This is a genomic window from Pseudomonas sp. Irchel s3b2 (genome assembly GCF_900187445.1).
Lineage (GTDB): Bacteria > Pseudomonadota > Gammaproteobacteria > Pseudomonadales > Pseudomonadaceae > Aquipseudomonas.
Map to the genome: position 1 here is coordinate 16,552 of NZ_FYEB01000010.1, position 18,262 is coordinate 34,813.

The following is an 18,262-nucleotide window of genomic DNA, read 5'->3' on the forward strand; positions in this document are numbered from 1 at the left end:
CCCGTGAATGAACCGCGACAGTCGTCACCTGGAATCGATCCTCCATTCCGACATTCCCCTCACGCGGGACATGGGCCTCAAAGTGCTCGACTGGCACGACCAACAACTGCGCCTGCATCTGCCACTGGAAGCCAACGTCAATCACAAGAGCACCATGTTCGGCGGCAGCCTGTATTGCGGCGCGGTGCTGGCCGGCTGGGGCTGGTTGCATTTGCGTTTGCGCGAAGAAGGCATCGAAGACGGGCACATCGTGATTCAGGAAGGGCAGATCAGCTACCCGCTGCCGGTCACCATGGATGCAACGGCGATTTGCCAGGCACCGAGTGCGGCGGTCTGGAAGAAGTTTCTGGCGATGTATGAGCGATATGGACGAGCCCGGTTGACGCTGCATTCCCGGATCGTGAATACCGGGAGTGATGAGGATGCGGTGAAGTTTACCGGGCAGTACGTCCTTCACCGATGACTGATCGTTCCCTCGCTCTGCGTGGGAATGCAGCCCGTGACGCTCCGCGTCACTGGACGCGGAGCGTCCCTTGAGGCATTCCCACGCGGAGCATGGGAACGATCTTAGTTGCGGGCCAAAGCCAACAACTTCTCCCGCCACGCAGCCTTAGCCGGCAGCGCCAGGAAGAACTCATTCAGCAACGACTCCCGCGCCGGATAACAGAACGGCTCACCGCTCAAATCCATCACCTCACCACCCGCACCTTCCAGCACACCTTGCGCAGCCGCCGTGTCCCACTGCGAAGTCGGCGCCAACCGCGGATAGCAATCCGCCGCCCCTTCCGCCAGCAGGCAAAATTTCAGCGAGCTGCCGATATTCGCCAGTTGCAGCTCACCCAGGCTGTCACTCAACCCCGCAAGTAACCGCTCCTGCTCAGGGCTCGTATGCCGACGACTGGCGACCACCGTGAACGCTTCACTCGCAGCCGGAACCTCGCGAACCTGAATTGGCAACGGCTCGACACCTTTATCGCCGCGCCAGGCACCCAACCCGGCACCACCAACATAAAAGCGCCCATTGGTCGGCATCGACACCACGCCAAACACCACACGTCCCTGCTCGATCAGCGCAATGTTGACGGTGAACTCTTCGCTGCCGGAGATGAACTCCTTGGTCCCGTCCAACGGATCGACCAGCCACCAGCGCTGCCAGGCGGCACGCACGCTCTGAGGGATATTGGCGTCCTCTTCGGACAACACCGGAATGCTCGGATCCAGCGCCGTCAGCCCGGCCAGAATCAGATGATGAGCGGCCATGTCGGCGGCGGTGACCGGGGAATCATCGGACTTTGCAGTGACGGCAACATTGACGCGCCAGAACGGCAAGATCACCTCGCCAGCCTTCAAAGCCAGTTCAACGACCGGCGCCATCAGCGGATGGGGGAAATTCAACTTCATGGCAGGAACACCCCACGCTGAGTCAGCAAATCACGGACCAGGTACAGCGCCGCCAAGGCCCGGCCCTCTGTGAATTGCGGGTTCAGCGCCAAGGCCGACAATTCACGCAGGTTGACCTTGTCGACCCGCATCGGCTCGGGCTCGTCGCCCTCCAGGCGTTCTTCGTACAAATCGGAGGCCAGCACCACCTGGATTCTTTGGCTCATATAGCCGGGCGACAACGACAATTCGGTCAGATATTCCAGCTGCCGCGCACCATACCCGGCCTCCTCCATGAGCTCCCGCTCGGCCGCCGCCAACACATCTTCGCCCGGCTCGATCAAGCCTTTGGGCAGGGACAATTCGTATGCATCGGTGCCGCCGCAGTATTCCTCCACCAATACGGCGTGCTCCGCATCGAGCATCGCCACGATCATCACTGCGCCATGCCCGGTGCCTTTGCTGACCAGACGCTCGTAAGTGCGTTCCACGCCATTGGAAAAGCGCAATTTCAGCTCTTCGACACAGAACAAACGGCTGGTAGCGACAATCTCGCGGGCGAGTACGGTGGGTTTCTGGCGCATGGGAAGCTCCTTGGCGTGAACGCGTTACTATACCCGGCCTATCCTGATTGTTTATCCCGGATATCTTTTTTACCGCTGGAGAAGTTTTTTATGTCCCTGCTGCCCTGGCGCGACATCGATACCGTTTTACTGGATATGGACGGCACGCTGCTGGACCTGCACTACGACAACCATTTCTGGATGGAACATCTGCCCCAGCGTTATGCCGAGCTGCATGGGGTGAGCCGGGCCATGGCGGAGCTGGAATTGCAGCCGTTGTTCGAACGCAATGCCGGCCAGTTGCAGTGGTACTGCCTGGATTTCTGGAGCGCCGAGCTGAAGCTGTCGGTGCGCGAGCTGAAACTGGAAACCGCGCACTTGATCGCCCTGCGTCCGGATGCGGACACTTTTCTGGCGGCGATCAAACGGGCCGGCAAACGCGTGGTACTGATCACCAACGCCCACCGCGACTCGCTGTCATTGAAGCTGGAACGAATTGAACTGGCGCCGTATTTCGAGCGACTGATCAGCTCTCATGATTACGGTTTTCCCAAGGAAAGCCCGCAGTTCTGGGATGCCTTGCAGGCCGACATCGGCTTCGACCCGACGCGCAGTCTGTTTATCGACGACACGTTACCAATCCTGCGCAGTGCGCGCCATTTTGGCGTGGCGCATCTGCTGGCCGTGAGCGAGCCGGACAGTCGCAAAGGGCCGAAGGACACGGCCGAGTTTGCGGCGGTGGGGGATTATCGGGAATTGATTGCCGGGCTTTAGACCGAGTCGTCTGCTTCGCGGGCAAGCCTCGCTCCTACAGGTCCTGGTCGGCGCATGTTCCGCGAACGACCAGGACCTGTAGGAGCGAGGCTTGCCCGCGAAGGCCATCACACGGTCTCGAACCTTACTCAGGAATCCGCAACACCTGCCCCGGATAGATCTTGTCCGGGTGCGAAAGCATTGGTTTGTTGGCCTCGAAGATTTTGTTGTACTTGTTCGCGTCGCCGTATTCGGCCTTGGAAATCGCGCTGAGGGTGTCGCCCTTTTTCACCGTAACGAAACGCGCGGCCTTCGCCACCGGCCCAGTCACAGTAATCTGGTCATCAACACTGCCGACACCTTGGATATTGCCCACGGCCAGCAGAATCTTTTCCTTTTCTTCCTGACTCGCCACTTCACCGGTGACGATGACTTTGTCGCCCTCGATGGTCGCCTGAACATTCGGATTACCCAGGCCGACCTTGCTGATGTGTTCCTTCAACTGCTCGCTGGCATTGGCATTGCCAGGTGTCAGCAGATCGATAAGTTTTTCGCCTGCTTCTTTCACAAAGCTAAAAATACTCATGATGCACGCTCCTTGGGGTTTAGGTTCCAGACGCCAAAGACTAGACCAGCCTTGCGAAGCCCGGTTCCCGGCCGACCAATGACCCAACCCCGCGCAGGCGGTAGAATCGCAAACCTTGCCCGCGCCCTGGAGCGAAGATGGACATCAAGCAGCTCAAATTCCTCATCGCACTCGACGAAACCCGGCACTTCGGCCAGGCCGCCGCGCGTTGTCACATTACCCAGCCGACCCTGTCCATGCGCCTGCGCAGCCTCGAAGAAGAGCTTGAACTGCCGTTGGTCAACCGCGGCCAGCGCTTCGAAGGTTTCACTGCGCCGGGCGAGCGCGTGCTGGCATGGGCGCGGACGGTGCTGGCGGCCTACGACGGTTTGCAGGCCGAAGCAGCAGCCTGTCGCGGCAACCTCGTGGGCACGTTGCGTCTGGGCGTGGTGCCACTGTCGAGTTTCGACCCGGTACCACTGATGCAACGCCTGCACACAGAACACCCGAACCTGCGCTTCGAACTCTCGGCGCTAAGCTCCGAACAGATCCTTGAACAATTGGCGAATAACCGTCTCGATATCGGCGTCTCCTACCTGGAACGCCTGGACGGTGAGCGTTTCGATTCCCTGGCCTTCAGCGAAACCAGCATGGGCCTGCTTTACGATCAGCGTTTCTTCAGCTTCGGCGAGGCGCCGTTAAGCTGGGAATCGTTGATTGAACTGCCATTGGGCATGCTCACCAGCGGCATGCATTTTCGCCAGTCCATCGACCATAATTTCCACAGCCGTGGCTTGGCCCCTCAACCGTTGCTGCAAACCGATGCAGTCCACCAATTGTTACAAGCGGTACACGGCGGTCTGTGTTGCGCCGTGATGCCGCTGAACGGTGGCCTCGAAAACCTCACCGATCACTTGCGCCTGCAACCCATCGAAAACGCCCAGACCCTCGCCCGGCTAGGGCTGATCATGCGTCGCAGCGCTCCACGTTCGGCGCTCGCAGAAGCCTGTTTCGCGATCTATCAGCAATCACTGACAGCCTCTTGATCGACCTCATCTATCGGTGGATCAGTAATAGCGATTAGACGCGACAAGTTGACGCGCCTAGTCTTAGGGGGCGTTCTCAATTAGTTTCCCCGCCGCGTTGTCGCCTTAAAGCGGGCCAGGCAAGGCGCAGGCCGCTGGGAATGGTTGTTCCCTTTCCAAGGCCTGCAACGCAGCCTGGCCCGCTTTAAGGCACAACCCGAAGGGCCGGGCCTGCTGTTGTGCAGGGCTGCGTTGCTCGAAGCTTATTTGGAATGACCAAACCACGCTTCTCGCGCCTTCCCCTGCACAACAGCAGACCCGGCGCGGCGGGGAAACCAATTGAGAACGCCCCCTAAGCTGACCAAACCGTTGGTGATGCCCATGAACGCCAAGCGCCCTGCCCGCGCGGCGCCTGCTGTTGAAACGCCCGCGACCGCCGCAAGCCAGACCTACAGTTACTGCAACCTTGAATACACCGAATCGGCCAGCACCGCGCTGGCCGAGGAAGTTGCGTTGGCAATCGCCTACAACGGCATCAGCCAGGCGGTCATGTTGGTGACGCCGACGGACCTTGAAGACTTCATCGTCGGCTTCAGCCTCGGCAGCGGCATCATCGAAGACGCTTCAGATATCTACGACTTGCAACTCAGCGGCACGGGGTCGGCGCAATATGCGCAAGTGACTATCGCCAACCGCGCCTTCTGGAACCTCAAGCAGCAGCGTCGGCAACTGGCCGGCACCAGCGGTTGTGGGCTCTGCGGCGTGGAAGCCGTGGAGCAAGCACTGCCCGACCTCAAAGTACTGCCAGGCGCCCCACTGCCCCCGGCCGAATGGCTGGATGGATTGCGCCATCGCATCGGCGAATTCCAGCCTCTGGGTCAGCATTGCGGTGCGGTGCATGCGGCGGTGTTCATGAATGGAAACGGCGAATTGCTGCTGGGCCGCGAAGACATTGGTCGGCACAACGCTCTCGACAAGCTGATCGGCGGGTTGATCCGCCAGAAGATCCCGACCACTGGCGGCCTGGCGATTGTCACCAGCCGTTGCAGCCTTGAATTGATCCAGAAAGTTTTACGCGCCGGCATCCAGACCCTGGTCAGCCTGTCGTCGCCCACGAGCCTTGCCGTGCAATGGGCCCGTCGACACAACCTCAACCTCATCCACCTGCCGCAGAAAAATGCGCCACGGGTTTACAGCCCTGCTAGAGAGAATCAAGCGTGAGCCAACATCGTCAAGCCGACCAGAAACCCGTCCCCCGCTACAAGCCCTACAAAGGCCCAGCCGGTGGCTGGGGCGCGCTGATCAGCGTCGCCCAGGCCTGGTTGACCAGCGATAACGCGCTGAAAAACCTCCGCATCATGCTCAAGACCAACCAGAACGGCGGCTTCGACTGCCCCGGTTGCGCCTGGGGCGATTCTCCGGAAAAGGGCATGGTGATGTTCTGCGAGAACGGCGCCAAAGCGGTGAACTGGGAAGCGACCAAACGTCGTGTCGACGGCGCGTTCTTCGCCAAACACAGCGTCAGCTCGCTGCTGGAGCAGAGCGACTACTGGCTCGAGTATCAGGGCCGATTGACCGAACCGATGAGCTACGACGCCGAGACCGATCGCTACAAACCCATCAGCTGGGAAGACGCCTTCGCGCTGATTGGTAAACATTTGCAAGGCCTGTCGAGCCCGGACCAAGCCGAGTTCTACACCTCGGGTCGCGCCAGCAACGAAGCGGCGTACCTCTATCAGCTGTTCGTGCGCGCCTACGGCACCAACAACTTTCCCGACTGCTCGAACATGTGCCACGAGGCCAGCGGTGTGGCCATGGCGCAAAGTATCGGCGTTGGCAAAGGCACCGTGACCTTCGATGATTTCGAACACGCCGATGCGATTTTCGTCTGGGGGCAGAACCCCGGCACCAATCACCCACGGATGCTCGAACCCCTGCGCGAAGCAGTGAAACGCGGTGCTCAGGTAGTGTGCGTCAACCCGCTGAAAGAACGCGGACTGGAACGCTTCCAGCACCCGCAGCATCCGCTGGAAATGCTCACCAACGGCGACAAGCCGACCAACACCGCCTACTTCCGTCCTGCATTGGGCGGCGACATGGCGGTGCTGCGTGGCATGGCGAAGTTCCTGCTGCAATGGGAACGCGATGCGCAGAAGACCGGCGCCCCGGCGGTGTTCGATCACGACTTCCTGAATGAACATGTCGTCAACGTGCTGGAATACATGGGCGTCATCGACGACACCCCATGGGAACAGATCGTCGAACAGTCCGGCCTGACGCTGGTGGAGATCGAGCAAGCCGCGCGTATGTACGCCAAAGGCAAGAACGTGATCATGTGCTGGGCCATGGGCATCACCCAGCATCGTCATTCGGTGCCGACCATCCAGGAAATCGCCAACCTGATGCTGCTGCGCGGCAACATCGGTCGGCCGGGTGCCGGTCTGTGCCCGGTGCGTGGCCACAGTAACGTGCAGGGCGACCGGACGATGGGCATCAACGAACGTCCACCGGTGGCGTTTCTCGATGCCCTTGAGCGGCGCTTCCAGTTCAAGGTGCCGCGTGAAAACGGCCACAACGTGGTCGAGGCGATTCATGCCATGGCCGACGGCCGCTCGAAAGTCTTCATCGGCCTGGGCGGTAACTTCGCCCAAGCCACCCCGGACAGCACGCGCACCTTCCAGGCCCTGGCCAATTGCGACCTGACCGTGCAGATCAGCACCAAGCTCAACCGCAGCCATTTGGCCCACGGCAAAGATGCGCTGATCCTGCCGTGCCTGGGCCGTACCGACATCGATATCCAGACTGAAGGCGCCCAAGCGGTGACCGTGGAAGACTCGTTCAGCATGGTCCATGCCTCCAACGGTCAATTACAGCCGCTGTCGAACCAGATGCGCTCGGAGCCTGCGATCATCGCCGGTATCGCCGCCGCAACCCTGGGCAGCAAACCGGTGGACTGGAACTGGCTGGTGGCCGATTACAGCCGCATCCGCGACCTGATCGCCGAGACCATTCCGGGCTTCCGGGACTTCAACGAAAAGATTCAGAACCCGGGTGGTTTCCATCTGGGTAACAGCGCCGGCGCACGTCGCTGGAATACTCCATCGGGTCGGGCCAACTTCCGGGCGAACAGGCTGCCCAAAGACCTGGTGCACGAACGCACCCGCGCCACCGGCGTGCTGCCGGACCTGATCATGCAGTCGATGCGTTCCCACGATCAGTACAACACCACGATTTATGGTCTTGATGACCGTTATCGCGGGGTGAAAGGTCAGCGGAATGTATTGTTCGTCAATGAAGCCGACATCATTCGCCTGGGCTTCAAACCGGGACAGAAGGCTGACATTGTTTCGATCTGGGATGATGGCCGTGAGCGTCGGGTGAAGGGTTTCACGCTGCTGGCGTTTGATATTCCTGCCGGGCAAGCGGCCGCTTACTATCCGGAAGTGAACCCGTTGGTGCCGCTGGAAAGTACCGGGGATGGCAGTCATACGCCGACGTCGAAGTTTGTGGCGATTCGGTTGGAGGCGGCGAGTGAGACTGGGTTGATTATGGCGAAGTCGGCTTAACGCGGCAGTAGGTATGGCCTCTTCGCGGGCAAGCCTCGCTCCTACAGATTGTGTTTCGTTCTCAGAATATGCGTATGACGCAAATCTGTAGGAGCGAGGCTTGCCCGCGAAGACATTCGACTTGGCAACACATGTATCGACCCCTTCGAACACTTTCCAATCGCCCACAAAAAAAGGCCGTTTTTATATAAAAACGGCCTTTGCGAATTAGTTAAAGACCGGCGAAAAACACTTAAGTTCCGCCCAAAAAACAGTAACTTATAGAATTGTGTTCAAGTCGTGTTATTCGTCGGATTTCGATTGTCACAACCACAACACAGCCTCAGGATCGCGCCGTCATCCCCTTGAGGTTCCTCTATGAAGTTCTCCTCGATTCTCTTGTTGTCCCTTGGCCTGGTCAGTGGCTTCGCTTCTGCAGGCGGCACCACCGAAGCGGGTGTGGGCGGCGCATTGGGCGGGGTTCTTGGCTCGGTCGTCGGTCAATCGTTAGGCGGCAGTACAGGTTCAACCATTGGCGCAGCCCTGGGCGGCGCGGGTGGTAGCGCAGTCGGCGCAGACAAACGCAGCCGTGGCGAAGCCGCCATTGGTGGTGCGCTGGGCGCAGCAGGCGGCAACGTTGTCGGCCGCAGCATGGGCGGCACCACCGGCAGCCTGATCGGCTCCGCAGCAGGCGGCGGCGCCGGTGGCGCGTTGGGTAACTACATGGGCAGAGAGAGTGATCGCGACGATGATCGTCGTTCCTATCGTGACCGTGACGATCGTCGCTACTACCGTGACGGCCATCCAGGTCGTGGCCATGCCTATGGCCATCGCAAGCATAAACATCGCTATCGCGACTGAGGCTTGAATCGCCTCGTTGACCGGTAGATAAAAAAATCGCAGCCCTCGGGCTGCGATTTTTTTTGCCCCTCAAAGCGCTAGCCGCTCCAATGCACCGCGCAATCCGGCAGGAATCGCCACCGGTTGATTCGATGCCCTATCCACGAACACATGCACGAAGCGCCCCGCCGCACAGGCTTCCTCTTCATCCGCCTTGAACACCGCCAGTTCGTATTGCACCGAACTGTTGCCCAACTTGCCGACCCGCAGGCCAATCTCGATCCGGTCCGGGAAAGCGATGGAGGCAAAGTAGTCGCAGGCGGAACTCACCACAAAACCCACCACCTCGCCGTCATGGATATCCAGCCCGCCGACTTCGATCAGGTAGGTGTTCACCGCCGTGTCGAAGAAACTGTAGTAGGTGACATTGTTGACGTGACCGTAGGCGTCATTGTCATGCCAGCGGGTGGTGATGGGCTGGAAGTGCGGGTAGTCGGAGCGTTGGGGCATCGGAGCGGGTCCTTTCATGATCGTTCCCACGCTCTGCGTGGGAATGCAGTCCGTGACGCTCTGCGTCACATTCAGGAGCGGACGCAGAGCGTCCATGGAGGCGTTCCCACGCAGAGCGTAGAAACGATCAGTATAAAATCACATGTCAGCAAACCCTCGCCCCTCTGCCGCCAACTCACCGATCAACCGCGCCGGCGCCCAGTGATCGCCCTGCTTGGTCTCAAGCTGCAACAACCGCAGATGAATATCCGCCAAACCTTGCTGATCCGCCCAGGCCATCGGCCCTCCCTTGTCCGCCGGGAAGCCATAACCATTGAGATACACCAAGTCGATGTCGTGCGCCGACGTCGCAATACCTTCCTGAAGAATCTTCGCCCCTTCGTTGACCAGCGCCAGCAAACAACGCTCTAGAACCTCTTCAGGGCCAATCTCGCGACGCTGGAACCCCAACCCTTCGCTGACTTTCAGCACCAGCGCATCGACTTCCAGATCGTGCTCAGCCTGGCGACTGCCCGGTTCGTAGTGATAATACCCATCGCCACTCTTCTGACCAAAACGCCCGAGCTCGCACAGGCGGTTGTCCACCTGAATCTCCGGCGCATCCTGGCCCTTGCCAGCCAGTTCCCGAGCGCGCCACTCCAGGTCGATGCCGACCACGTCATACATGCGGAACGGCCCCATGGCAAAACCAAAACCTTGGAGTGCCGCATCCACCTGATAAGGCAAAGCACCCTCCAGTAGCATCTTGCGCGCTTCGAGCACATACGGATGCAGCATGCGGTTGCCGATGAAACCGTGGCAGTTGCCCGAGACCACGCTGACCTTGCCCATGCGCTTGCCCAACTCCAGCGCCGCATCAAGCACCGCCGGTTCCGTCTGGGCGCCGCGCACAATCTCCAGCAATTTCATGATGTGCGCCGGGCTGAAGAAATGCAGGCCCAGCACCTGCTGCGGACGGCGAGTTGCAGCGGCGATGGCGTCGATGTCCAGTGCCGAGGTATTGCTGGCCAGAATCGCTTCAGGCTTGAGCAAGCCGTCGAGTTCGCGAAAGATTTTCTGCTTCAACTCGAGGTTTTCGTAGACCGCTTCGATGACCAGATCGACATCATGGATCGCCGCGTAATCGGCTGCCGCCGACACCCGTGCAACGCGCGCATCCGCCTCGGACTGATCGATCCGTCCCTGGCGCACGTTGTGGGCGTAAGTGTCAGCCACGCTGGTCAGCGCCTGCTCAAGCATCTGCGGATTGTTGTCGACCCACTGCACCGGAACGCCGGCGTTGGCCAGGCACATGACAATGCCACGACCCATGGTGCCCGCGCCGATCACGGCGGCGCGCTGAATATCGAACGGTGTCTGGCTCATGGTTGTTCTCTTGTTAGCGATCCAAAGACAGTCCTCACCATAGTCAGGCGCCGGGCTTTTTTGAAATTTATTCCTGTGATGAGCGACATTCAGCGGATGGATGTGCTTTAAAAAACAACGATATCCGTGTGGGGGCGGGCTTGCTCGCGAAAACGGTGTATCAGGCAACATCAATGTTGAATGTGATGGCCCCTTCGCGAGCAAGCTCGCTCCTACATTAACGGTGCTTCAACTTGGTAGACGCGCTTGAGCCCAGTCACGCACGTCGCCATACGGATAATCCTCCAACGCCGCAAACCCGGGAATCGCCCGCGCCTTGAGCTTGGTAAATAGCGGCACGCTGATCCCGCACAGAAACCGCGTCACGCGCTCCGCCGATGGAACACTCCCCGTGTGGTGCTCGTGCCTGTGGATAAAATCACCACACAGCGCCTCGAAATTTTTATCCACAAGCGCCGGCAATTCCGGTGGCTCTGGCAGCCGTGCCACGTGGCCGTGACACACGGAACAATGCCCGCACCGCTGCGGCGCGTTTTCGTCGCCAAAGTACTCGGCCAGCCGATAGCCCAGGCAGCGGTCGGTGGCGAACAGATCCAGCATGGCGTGAATCCGCGCGATCTCGGTGCGCTCGTGTTGGGTGAAGCAGGCGTGCAATTCAGCGCTCAGGGTTTGGGCATCAAAGTCTGCTTTCTGCAGGCTGTAGACCTCGGTCATCTGCTTGCTTTCAAGCTCTACCCAACCCTTCTCCTGGAAGTAATCCAGCGCCTTGACCACACGACTGCGCTCGGCCTGATGCTGCTCGTACAGCGCATCAAAATTCACCGTGGCCCAGGTTCGTGCACGGCTGGAAGTCTGGATGATCGCCGAGACGAAGTCCCTGCGCTCACCTTCGAAACGGGCAAGCAACGCCTCGGGCTCCTGCAAATACTTGAAGCGGTACTCAGCGTAATAGGCATAACGCGGTGCGATTATTGCGCGCAGCTCCAATTGCACCAGCAAGGTCTTGAGCGGTAACTGGCGAATGTTGCTCTGATCGGCCAAAGGTCCCAACAGAAACTCCCATTGTCCCTCGGGTGCGGCGGCTTGCAACTCCTCGAGCACGTAACGAATGCCATCCCGTTCCGGCGTGTCGCCGTAAACGAAGTTTTCCAGCACATTGAGGCTGTCGCGGTTGGCCAGCACCAGGCAATCGGAAGGCTGCCCGTCTCGGCCAGCGCGACCGATTTCCTGGCTGTAGTTTTCGATGGATTTAGGCAGGTCGAAATGCACCACGTTGCGGATGTCGCTTTTATCGATGCCCATGCCGAAGGCAATGGTGGCGACGATGCAATTGGACTGTCCGCCCATGAATCGCCTCTGAATCCCTTCCCGTTGTTCGTGGGGCAAACCGGCGTGATAGGCCTCGGCCTGTATGCCGTTGCGCCCCAGATGTTCGGCGATGTGCTCGGCGGTTTTCTGCAGGGTCACGTAGACGATACTCGGCTGGCCGGGACGCTGGCTCATCCACTCGACAAGACGTCGGCGCTTGTCCTGGCCGCGTACCGGTTCCACCAGCAAATTGAGGTTGGGTCGGTAGAAACCGGTGGTCACCACATCCTCGGGGGCGATGGCGAATTTCGCCTCCATGTCGGCGATTACCTTGGGTGTTGCAGTGGCGGTCAGCAGCAGGGCCTGAGGGATATTGAACTGACGCTGGTAGTCCGGCAGTTTGAGGTAATCGGGGCGGAAGTTATGCCCCCATTCAGAGATGCAGTGAGCCTCGTCTACCACCAGCAGAGAGATCGGCACTTGCTGCAAAAAATGGCGGAAGCGCTCGTTCTTCAAGCGCTCCACGGAAATCATCAGAATCTTCAATTCGCCGGACTTTGCCCGGGCCATCACATCGCTGGCGTCATCGCGGCTCTGGGCCGAATCGATACTGCCCGCCGCAATGCCGTGACGCTGCAAAAACGCTAACTGATCCTGCATCAACGCCAACAAGGGCGACACAACCAATGTCAGGTGCGGCAGCAATAAGGCCGGCAATTGATAGCAAAGGGACTTGCCCGAACCGGTCGGGAAAATCGCCGCCGCCGAGCGCCCGGCCAACACAGCACTGACCGCCGCCTCCTGACCGGGTCGAAACTGTGGATAACCGAAAACCTGTTCCAGGGTGTTGTGCATAAGCTGTCACTCCGTTGACCGCTGCGAAGCCCAAAGCCTAGCCGGAGAACGCAGCGAGTCGAGAAAAGGTCGGGGGTAAAAACGATACGGGATGATACCGCGGATGGCACGAGTCAACTCAGACGCTTCGAAACGTCCTACAAATTCTGGCGCGCACCATCCCGAGGCCTGATGCGTTAAGCCTGACAATCCTGTAGGAATATCGACCTCTAGGGGAATAGCTTAAAAAATAGTCGGGATGTATGTAGGCAATGGGCGATAGCGCCGGTAAACCCCCTACAAATCCTGTCCATTTGCGCCACCTTGCGACGCCTCGCCGCCGACCTCTATAGTTTTCGACGCGGCTGAAAACACTGTGTCGGCCCGCCAGCGAGACTGCCCGATTTCCCACAGGACCGACTTCGATGAACACGCGCCACTCGTTAACTGACCGCTATCGCCCGCTCAAAACCAGCTACAGCGATACCCCCGTGCTGGTCATCGACACCGAAGCCAATCCTCACGAGATTCTCAACGCCGCCCAGCAACGCATCCGCGCCGCCAGCGACCTGCTCGAAACGCTCTATTGCCTGTGCTTCAAGCAGGCCGACGTGAAAGACATTCCCAATATCGTCAACGCACTGTACCTGCTGACCCAGGATGGTCACGAACTGCTCGAGATAGCCCGGCAACGCTTGCCGAAAACCACAGCGGGTTGAACCCAGACAACGATCCCCTGTAGGAGCGAGGCTTGCCCGCGAAGAACGAAAACGCGGTGTCTGAATACAATCGAAAGAGGGAGATGTCGGCTGGAAACAAGTCCGTAGGCAACGCCCTATCAAATCTTCATACCGTTCCTACAACCGAAGACACCTTGTCGTCTATCGCTGCCCGGTGACTCAAACCTATAGTCGTGAATGTCGCTGCCAAATCAGCGACTCGGGCTTGGTCACCCGAATAGAGAACTCATTCGCTTCCGTTGTATGCTGCGGCACCTCAAGTGCTGCACGCTATATGGTGGCTGTGTTCGGGACGCCTTCGGGCGTACCGGCAAAGTGAGTTCTCACCGGTTTGACCAACCCGAACACAGTCCACCTCCCATCGCTTGGTCACGATGGCGGCGGTTTCTCCCGATGCACTTGAGAATTCTCACTATGAATAAATGGAATCCGCTTACAAATATTCGCTACCTCCCTCTCAATACCAACCTCACTGATTCCCCGCCCCTGATCATCGACACAGAGGCCAATCCCCAAGACATCCTCGAAGCCGCCCTCCAGCGAATCCGGGCCTCCAGTGATCTCCTCAAAACCCTGCACTGCGTTTGCTTCAAACACGGCGACATCGAAGACATTCCCCACATTACCCACGCGCTCTACCTGTTAACCCAAGACGGCTGCGACCTGCTGAAAGTCGCCCAGCAACGCATGATGGGCTGGAAAGCGCCTGCCTGACGCCATGCACAAAAAAGGCAAGTCGCACCTTGTGAGCGCTGGCTTGCCTGCAAAAAAAGATCCGTATAATTCAAGTTCTGGGCGAAAACTCCATCAAGCCTATAAATGAACCTGTTTTTTTAAACACCTAAACATTATGCGAACATATGGATTTACTACCTACAAGAAGCATCACTCGCTCATCATCCTGGTAACAAACTCTTCATAATTAATTTGTCCATCACCATCAATGTCCGCATCTCTGATCATTTTGTCGACCTCCTCATCGGTGAACCTTTCTTCTACCTTGTCGACTAACCTTTTTACTACCTCATCGGTTAAACCTTCTCTTAAGTTAGTCAAAACATCACGTAGTTCTGCCGCGCGAATCCAACCATCACCATTCTGATCAAACACCCTAAAGGCTTCTATAATTTCTTCTTCACTAATTTCACTCATAAAATTTTCCTCCATAGAACGATGCATTGGCCTCACCTACTATGAGCGCGAACAAATCGTTGTCTACTGTCAGAAATATCAGGTTAGTTATATCTATTAGGAATAAAATATTGATTTTTTAGTTGACGAAATTACGCATCTGCATGTTCTACAAAGCGATCGAGATGCACCGGGGGGGGGGATACGCAGGAATTGGAAGGGATCTAGCCAAACCTGAATCGCACCCATAAAAAAGCCGCCCTCAAAGGGCGGCTTTCTCATTACCTCAAACCACTACCGATTCTTACAACTTCGGTCCAGCAGCCTTGATCGCATCGCTAACTTCAAACTTCTTGAAGTTCTCAACAAACAACCCAGCCAGTGCTTTCGCGGCTTCATCATAAGCAGCCTTGTCAGCCCAGGTATTACGTGGGTTCAACAGGCCAGTCTCAACGCCCGGCACAGCCAATGGCACGTCCAGGTTGATGGTGTCCAGGTGCTCAGTCTCGGCACCGATCAACGCACCGCTCTGGATCGCTGCAATCACGCCGCGAGTGGTCGGGATGTTGAAGCGTTTGCCGACGCCGTAGCCGCCGCCGGTCCAGCCGGTGTTGACCAGATAGACCTTGGAGCCGAAGCCGCGGATACGCTTGATCAGCAGTTCTGCGTATACACCGGCTGGGCGCGGGAAGAATGGTGCGCCGAAGCAAGTGGAGAAGGTCGATTTGATGCCGCTGCCTGAACCCATTTCGGTCGAGCCCACCAGTGCGGTGTAGCCGGACAGGAAGTGGTAGGCCGCTTGTTCTTCGCTGAGGATCGATACTGGCGGCAAGACGCCGGTCAGGTCGCAAGTCAGGAAGATCACCGCGTTTGGCTCGCCACCGAGGTTTTTCTCGGAACGCTTCTCGACGTGCTCCAGCGGGTAGGCAGCGCGGCTGTTCTGGGTCAGGCTGCCGTCGGCGTAGTCCGCCTTCTTGGCCTCGTCCAGCACAACGTTTTCCAGGACTGCGCCGTGCTTGATGGCTTTCCAGATGACCGGCTCGTTCTTCTCGGACAGGTCGATGCACTTGGCATAGCAACCGCCTTCGATGTTGAACACAACACCCTCGCCCCAGCCGTGCTCGTCGTCACCGATCAGGTAACGGCTTTCATCGGCGGACAGGGTGGTTTTGCCGGTGCCGGACAAACCGAAGAACAGGGTCACGTCGCCCTCTTCGCCGATGTTGGCGGCGCAGTGCATCGGCAGCACGTCAGCGGCCGGCAGCAGGAAGTTCTGCACCGAGAACATGGCTTTCTTCATTTCACCGGCGTAGCGCATGCCGGCGATCAGCACTTTCTTCTGGGCGAAGTTGAGAATCACGCAGCCATCGGAGTTGGTGCCGTCACGCTCTGGAACGCATTCGAAGTTGGCGACGTTGAGAACTTGCCACTCTTCACGGCCAGCCGGGTTGTACTGGGCCGGGTTGATGAACAGGCAACGACCGAACAGGTTCTGCCAGGCAGTCTGGGTGGTCATCTTCACGGCCAGATAGTGCTCTTCGGCAGCACCTACATGCACGTGGGAAACGAAATGCTCTTGCGCGTTGTTGAAGGCCTCGACGCGAGCCCACAGGGCATCGAACTTGTCGGCCGGGAACTTGCGGTTGATCGGGCCCCAGGCGATGGCGTCCTGGGTGGTCGGCTCTTCAACGATGAAACGATCGACTGGCGAACGGCCGGTACGGTGACCGGTACGAACAACCAGCGCGCCGGTATCGGCAAGCTCGCCTTCACCGCGATTCAGGGCTTCTTTAACCAGATCATCAACACTCAGATCGGTGTACACGGCGTTATTGGCTTGCGTCATGAGGTTCCCCGTCGGCCAGTGGCCGAGTGCTCCAAACGTTTTGTAGTAGAAAGTCCAGCACTACTACCGCGAAAAAAGTGGGCCGGATTATGCCAGAAAAGCCCAAAAAGTGTAGGGTCCTCCCGTCGTAACGGCGTTATTCCGGCGTTAAGCAGTGAATTTACCTGCGCTGAAACGTTTTAGTGACGGGTATCTGACGGCGATTCGACCCCTGCACCCGCAAACAATTGGGTGATATCGGCCCCGTCGAACAGGTAGCGTTCGTTGCAAAACTGACAATCGACCTCGATGCGGCCGCCATGTTCGACGACCAGCTTCTGAGCATCCTCCAGACCCAAACTGACCAGCGCATTGCCCGAGCGTTCCCGCGAACAGCTGCAATGGAAACGCAGTCTCTGTACGTCGAACAGGCGCACCTGTTCTTCATGGTAGAGGCGATGGAGCACGGTTTCGTTGTCCAGGCTCAGCAATTCATCGGCCGTCAGGGTGCTGGCCATGGCGGTGATGTGCTGCCAGCTGGCGGCGCGCTCTTCTTCGTCTTTCAGACGGTCGGCAGGCAATTGTTGCAGCAACAGGCCACGGGCACGACGGCCATCGGCGTAGAGCCAGAAGCGGGTATTGGTCTGTTGGGACATGACGAAGTAGTTAGTGAAGCACTCCGACAGGGTTTCGCCGTCGAGGTCGACGATGCCTTGGTAACGCTGGCCCTGAGTCGGGTCGACGGTCAGTGCCAGCACACCGTTGGGCATCAGGTCGGCGAGGGTCGCGTCGGGGGCAATCTGATCGGCTTCGTAACGAGCCAGACCACGAATTTCACGCTCACTGGAGCACTCGATCATCAGCAACGGCACCGGGCCTTCGGAACGGGCCTGAAGAATCAGCAAGCCATCGAACTTCAAGGTGCCAACCAGCAACGCCGCCGCCGCCATCAGTTCGCCCAGCAGTTGCGCGACTGGCTCCGGATAGGCGTGTTTGGCGAGGACTTCGGCATAGCTACGCTCCAATCCAACCAGCTCGCCGCGGGTGTCGCTGTCATCGAAGATGAAGCGTTGGGTGTAGTCGTTATCCGATAGATTGGTCATAGGTCTGGGTATCTGAAGTGGTGACAAAAAATGAAGATCGCCCCATTGCACACGTGTGGGCGGGCAACGTTTAGCCGTGAAGGCATTTTATGAACAATTCGGGGTTGTTCCAAGCAAGGTCAAACCTCGCTTTTCGACGAACGGTGTTCCCCATCTGCCGAATGCGCACTGGCGAACACCCCATATGGCTGCACAGGTGCGCGATTACAAGTCTGTACCCGACGGCGATCACTACTCGTCGTTGCTGTTACCGCGAAACTTGAATAGATCCCGGCGCTGTTTCTTGCTCGGTTTGCCATCGGTGCTCACGCTCAATGCCCCCGCCTTGCGCATGGCCGCAGCGGCTTCACGTTTGGCGATGCTGGCTTCGGTTTCGGCATACAGGGCCTGAGCCTCTGGCGCGCCACGGCGCACGATCGACAGCGCCTGGACTACCACGGTGCGCTCCTCGAAGCCGGTGCGAATCTGAAACTCATCGCCGACCCTCGGCTCCTTGCCTGGCTTGCAGCGCTCGCCCCGGCAATGCACCTTGCCGCTTTCAATGGCGGCCTTGGCCAAGGCACGTGTTTTATAAAAACGCGCGGCCCACAACCATTTATCGAGACGGACCTTGTCGTCCTCTTCGCTTTTTTGTGCCATCGGATGACCTCATTCTGAAATATCAATGAACTGTACTACCGTTTCTGTCGTGCCATGAATTCCCATGCTGTGGATTAGAATGCAGGCATTCCCCCGCACATTGGGGGATGGAAATCCGGGCAGTAGATATCTGTCG

Annotated in this window: 18 protein-coding genes; 8 read left to right on the top strand and 10 right to left on the bottom strand. The window is 58.4% G+C overall.

Annotated features, from left to right (window positions below):
- Positions 1-7: 7 nt before the first annotated feature.
- The gene (locus CKW20_RS19690) at positions 8-463 is read left to right on the top strand and encodes a thioesterase domain-containing protein (protein WP_095054410.1); all 456 of its coding nucleotides are present in this window, start codon (positions 8-10) and stop codon (positions 461-463) included.
- 104 nt (positions 464-567) lie between these two features.
- On the opposite strand, the gene cysQ is transcribed toward CKW20_RS19690, so the two are convergent.
- Together cysQ and nudE are read right to left on the bottom strand one after the other, a co-directional pair.
- Entirely contained in the window at positions 568-1,401 is an 834-nt protein-coding gene (gene cysQ, locus CKW20_RS19695; RefSeq protein ID WP_095054411.1) for a 3'(2'),5'-bisphosphate nucleotidase CysQ, read from the bottom strand.
- A complete protein-coding gene (gene nudE, locus CKW20_RS19700) occupies positions 1,398-1,964 on the bottom strand; it encodes an ADP compounds hydrolase NudE (protein ID WP_095054412.1) in 567 nt (188 codons plus the stop codon). The genes cysQ and nudE overlap by 4 nt, the downstream gene beginning before the upstream one ends.
- 90 nt (positions 1,965-2,054) lie before the next feature.
- Here nudE and yrfG point away from each other — a divergent pair, with 90 nt between their 5' ends.
- Positions 2,055-2,717 (top strand): GMP/IMP nucleotidase, encoded by a 663-nt coding sequence (gene yrfG, locus CKW20_RS19705; RefSeq protein ID WP_095054413.1) that lies wholly within the window; start codon positions 2,055-2,057, stop codon positions 2,715-2,717.
- A 124-nt stretch (positions 2,718-2,841) separates the two neighbouring features.
- On the opposite strand, the gene lysM is transcribed toward yrfG, so the two are convergent.
- Positions 2,842-3,282 (bottom strand): peptidoglycan-binding protein LysM, encoded by a 441-nt coding sequence (lysM, locus tag CKW20_RS19710; RefSeq protein WP_095054414.1) that lies wholly within the window; start codon positions 3,280-3,282, stop codon positions 2,842-2,844.
- A 137-nt stretch (positions 3,283-3,419) separates the two neighbouring features.
- On the opposite strand from lysM, the gene CKW20_RS19715 reads away from it, so the two are divergent.
- The 4 genes from CKW20_RS19715 (at position 3,420) to CKW20_RS19730 (ending at position 8,692) form a co-directional block, all read left to right on the top strand.
- Positions 3,420-4,307, top strand: a complete 888-nt coding sequence (locus CKW20_RS19715; protein ID WP_095054415.1) for a LysR family transcriptional regulator — start codon at positions 3,420-3,422, stop codon at positions 4,305-4,307.
- A gap of 360 nt (positions 4,308-4,667) precedes the next feature.
- On the top strand, positions 4,668-5,507 hold the full coding sequence (gene fdhD, locus CKW20_RS19720) for a formate dehydrogenase accessory sulfurtransferase FdhD (RefSeq protein WP_095054543.1): 840 nt from the start codon (positions 4,668-4,670) through the stop codon (positions 5,505-5,507).
- Positions 5,504-7,852 (top strand): FdhF/YdeP family oxidoreductase, encoded by a 2,349-nt coding sequence (locus tag CKW20_RS19725; RefSeq protein WP_095054416.1) that lies wholly within the window; start codon positions 5,504-5,506, stop codon positions 7,850-7,852. The genes fdhD and CKW20_RS19725 overlap by 4 nt, the downstream gene beginning before the upstream one ends.
- A gap of 357 nt (positions 7,853-8,209) precedes the next feature.
- Positions 8,210-8,692, top strand: coding sequence for a glycine zipper domain-containing protein (locus tag CKW20_RS19730; protein WP_052962864.1), 483 nt, complete (start codon positions 8,210-8,212; stop codon positions 8,690-8,692).
- Between the two features lie 69 nt (positions 8,693-8,761).
- On the opposite strand, the gene CKW20_RS19735 is transcribed toward CKW20_RS19730, so the two are convergent.
- The 3 genes from CKW20_RS19735 to CKW20_RS19745 form a co-directional block, all read right to left on the bottom strand.
- Positions 8,762-9,181: a thioesterase family protein gene (locus CKW20_RS19735; protein WP_095054417.1), complete on the bottom strand. Its 420-nt coding sequence runs from the start codon at positions 9,179-9,181 to the stop codon at positions 8,762-8,764.
- Positions 9,182-9,319: 138 nt separating this feature from the next.
- Complete coding sequence (locus tag CKW20_RS19740; RefSeq protein ID WP_095054418.1) at positions 9,320-10,546, bottom strand: 3-hydroxyacyl-CoA dehydrogenase; 1,227 nt, start codon at positions 10,544-10,546, stop codon at positions 9,320-9,322.
- A gap of 228 nt (positions 10,547-10,774) precedes the next feature.
- On the bottom strand, positions 10,775-12,709 hold the full coding sequence (locus CKW20_RS19745) for an ATP-dependent DNA helicase RecQ (protein ID WP_095054419.1): 1,935 nt from the start codon (positions 12,707-12,709) through the stop codon (positions 10,775-10,777).
- Between the two features lie 404 nt (positions 12,710-13,113).
- Here CKW20_RS19745 and CKW20_RS19750 point away from each other — a divergent pair, with 404 nt between their 5' ends.
- Positions 13,114-13,407 (top strand): hypothetical protein, encoded by a 294-nt coding sequence (locus CKW20_RS19750; protein ID WP_095054420.1) that lies wholly within the window; start codon positions 13,114-13,116, stop codon positions 13,405-13,407.
- Positions 13,408-13,842: 435 nt separating this feature from the next.
- On the top strand, positions 13,843-14,142 hold the full coding sequence (locus CKW20_RS19755) for a hypothetical protein (RefSeq protein ID WP_095054421.1): 300 nt from the start codon (positions 13,843-13,845) through the stop codon (positions 14,140-14,142).
- A gap of 171 nt (positions 14,143-14,313) precedes the next feature.
- On the opposite strand, the gene CKW20_RS19760 is transcribed toward CKW20_RS19755, so the two are convergent.
- From CKW20_RS19760 to CKW20_RS19775, 4 genes are all read right to left on the bottom strand, one after another.
- On the bottom strand, positions 14,314-14,580 hold the full coding sequence (locus CKW20_RS19760; protein ID WP_176466931.1) for an EF-hand domain-containing protein: 267 nt from the start codon (positions 14,578-14,580) through the stop codon (positions 14,314-14,316).
- 283 nt (positions 14,581-14,863) lie between these two features.
- Positions 14,864-16,405 carry a phosphoenolpyruvate carboxykinase gene (locus CKW20_RS19765; protein ID WP_095054423.1) on the bottom strand — a complete coding sequence of 514 codons (1,542 nt, stop codon included), beginning with the start codon at positions 16,403-16,405 and terminating at the stop codon, positions 14,864-14,866.
- 179 nt (positions 16,406-16,584) lie between these two features.
- Entirely contained in the window at positions 16,585-17,487 is a 903-nt protein-coding gene (hslO, locus tag CKW20_RS19770) for an Hsp33 family molecular chaperone HslO (RefSeq protein ID WP_095054424.1), read from the bottom strand.
- 231 nt (positions 17,488-17,718) lie between these two features.
- On the bottom strand, positions 17,719-18,126 hold the full coding sequence (locus CKW20_RS19775; protein ID WP_095054425.1) for an RNA-binding S4 domain-containing protein: 408 nt from the start codon (positions 18,124-18,126) through the stop codon (positions 17,719-17,721).
- Positions 18,127-18,262: the final 136 nt, after the last annotated feature.

What these genes read in the sequence shown, in the direction of transcription:
- lysM (WP_095054414.1), bottom strand. Translation starts at nt 3,282, where the DNA reads ATGAGTATTTTTAGCTTTGTGAAAGAAGCAGGCGAAAAACTTATCGAT.
- CKW20_RS19750 (WP_095054420.1), top strand. Translation starts at nt 13,114, where the DNA reads ATGAACACGCGCCACTCGTTAACTGACCGCTATCGCCCGCTCAAAACC.
- cysQ (WP_095054411.1), bottom strand. Translation starts at nt 1,401, where the DNA reads ATGAAGTTGAATTTCCCCCATCCGCTGATGGCGCCGGTCGTTGAACTG.
- CKW20_RS19755 (WP_095054421.1), top strand. Translation starts at nt 13,843, where the DNA reads ATGAATAAATGGAATCCGCTTACAAATATTCGCTACCTCCCTCTCAAT.
- hslO (WP_095054424.1), bottom strand. Translation starts at nt 17,487, where the DNA reads ATGACCAATCTATCGGATAACGACTACACCCAACGCTTCATCTTCGAT.
- CKW20_RS19690 (WP_095054410.1), top strand. Translation starts at nt 8, where the DNA reads ATGAACCGCGACAGTCGTCACCTGGAATCGATCCTCCATTCCGACATT.
- fdhD (WP_095054543.1), top strand. Translation starts at nt 4,668, where the DNA reads ATGAACGCCAAGCGCCCTGCCCGCGCGGCGCCTGCTGTTGAAACGCCC.
- CKW20_RS19775 (WP_095054425.1), bottom strand. Translation starts at nt 18,126, where the DNA reads ATGGCACAAAAAAGCGAAGAGGACGACAAGGTCCGTCTCGATAAATGG.
- CKW20_RS19730 (WP_052962864.1), top strand. Translation starts at nt 8,210, where the DNA reads ATGAAGTTCTCCTCGATTCTCTTGTTGTCCCTTGGCCTGGTCAGTGGC.
- CKW20_RS19715 (WP_095054415.1), top strand. Translation starts at nt 3,420, where the DNA reads ATGGACATCAAGCAGCTCAAATTCCTCATCGCACTCGACGAAACCCGG.
- CKW20_RS19735 (WP_095054417.1), bottom strand. Translation starts at nt 9,181, where the DNA reads ATGCCCCAACGCTCCGACTACCCGCACTTCCAGCCCATCACCACCCGC.
- nudE (WP_095054412.1), bottom strand. Translation starts at nt 1,964, where the DNA reads ATGCGCCAGAAACCCACCGTACTCGCCCGCGAGATTGTCGCTACCAGC.
- yrfG (WP_095054413.1), top strand. Translation starts at nt 2,055, where the DNA reads ATGTCCCTGCTGCCCTGGCGCGACATCGATACCGTTTTACTGGATATG.
- CKW20_RS19745 (WP_095054419.1), bottom strand. Translation starts at nt 12,709, where the DNA reads ATGCACAACACCCTGGAACAGGTTTTCGGTTATCCACAGTTTCGACCC.
- CKW20_RS19765 (WP_095054423.1), bottom strand. Translation starts at nt 16,405, where the DNA reads ATGACGCAAGCCAATAACGCCGTGTACACCGATCTGAGTGTTGATGAT.
- CKW20_RS19760 (WP_176466931.1), bottom strand. Translation starts at nt 14,580, where the DNA reads ATGAGTGAAATTAGTGAAGAAGAAATTATAGAAGCCTTTAGGGTGTTT.
- CKW20_RS19740 (WP_095054418.1), bottom strand. Translation starts at nt 10,546, where the DNA reads ATGAGCCAGACACCGTTCGATATTCAGCGCGCCGCCGTGATCGGCGCG.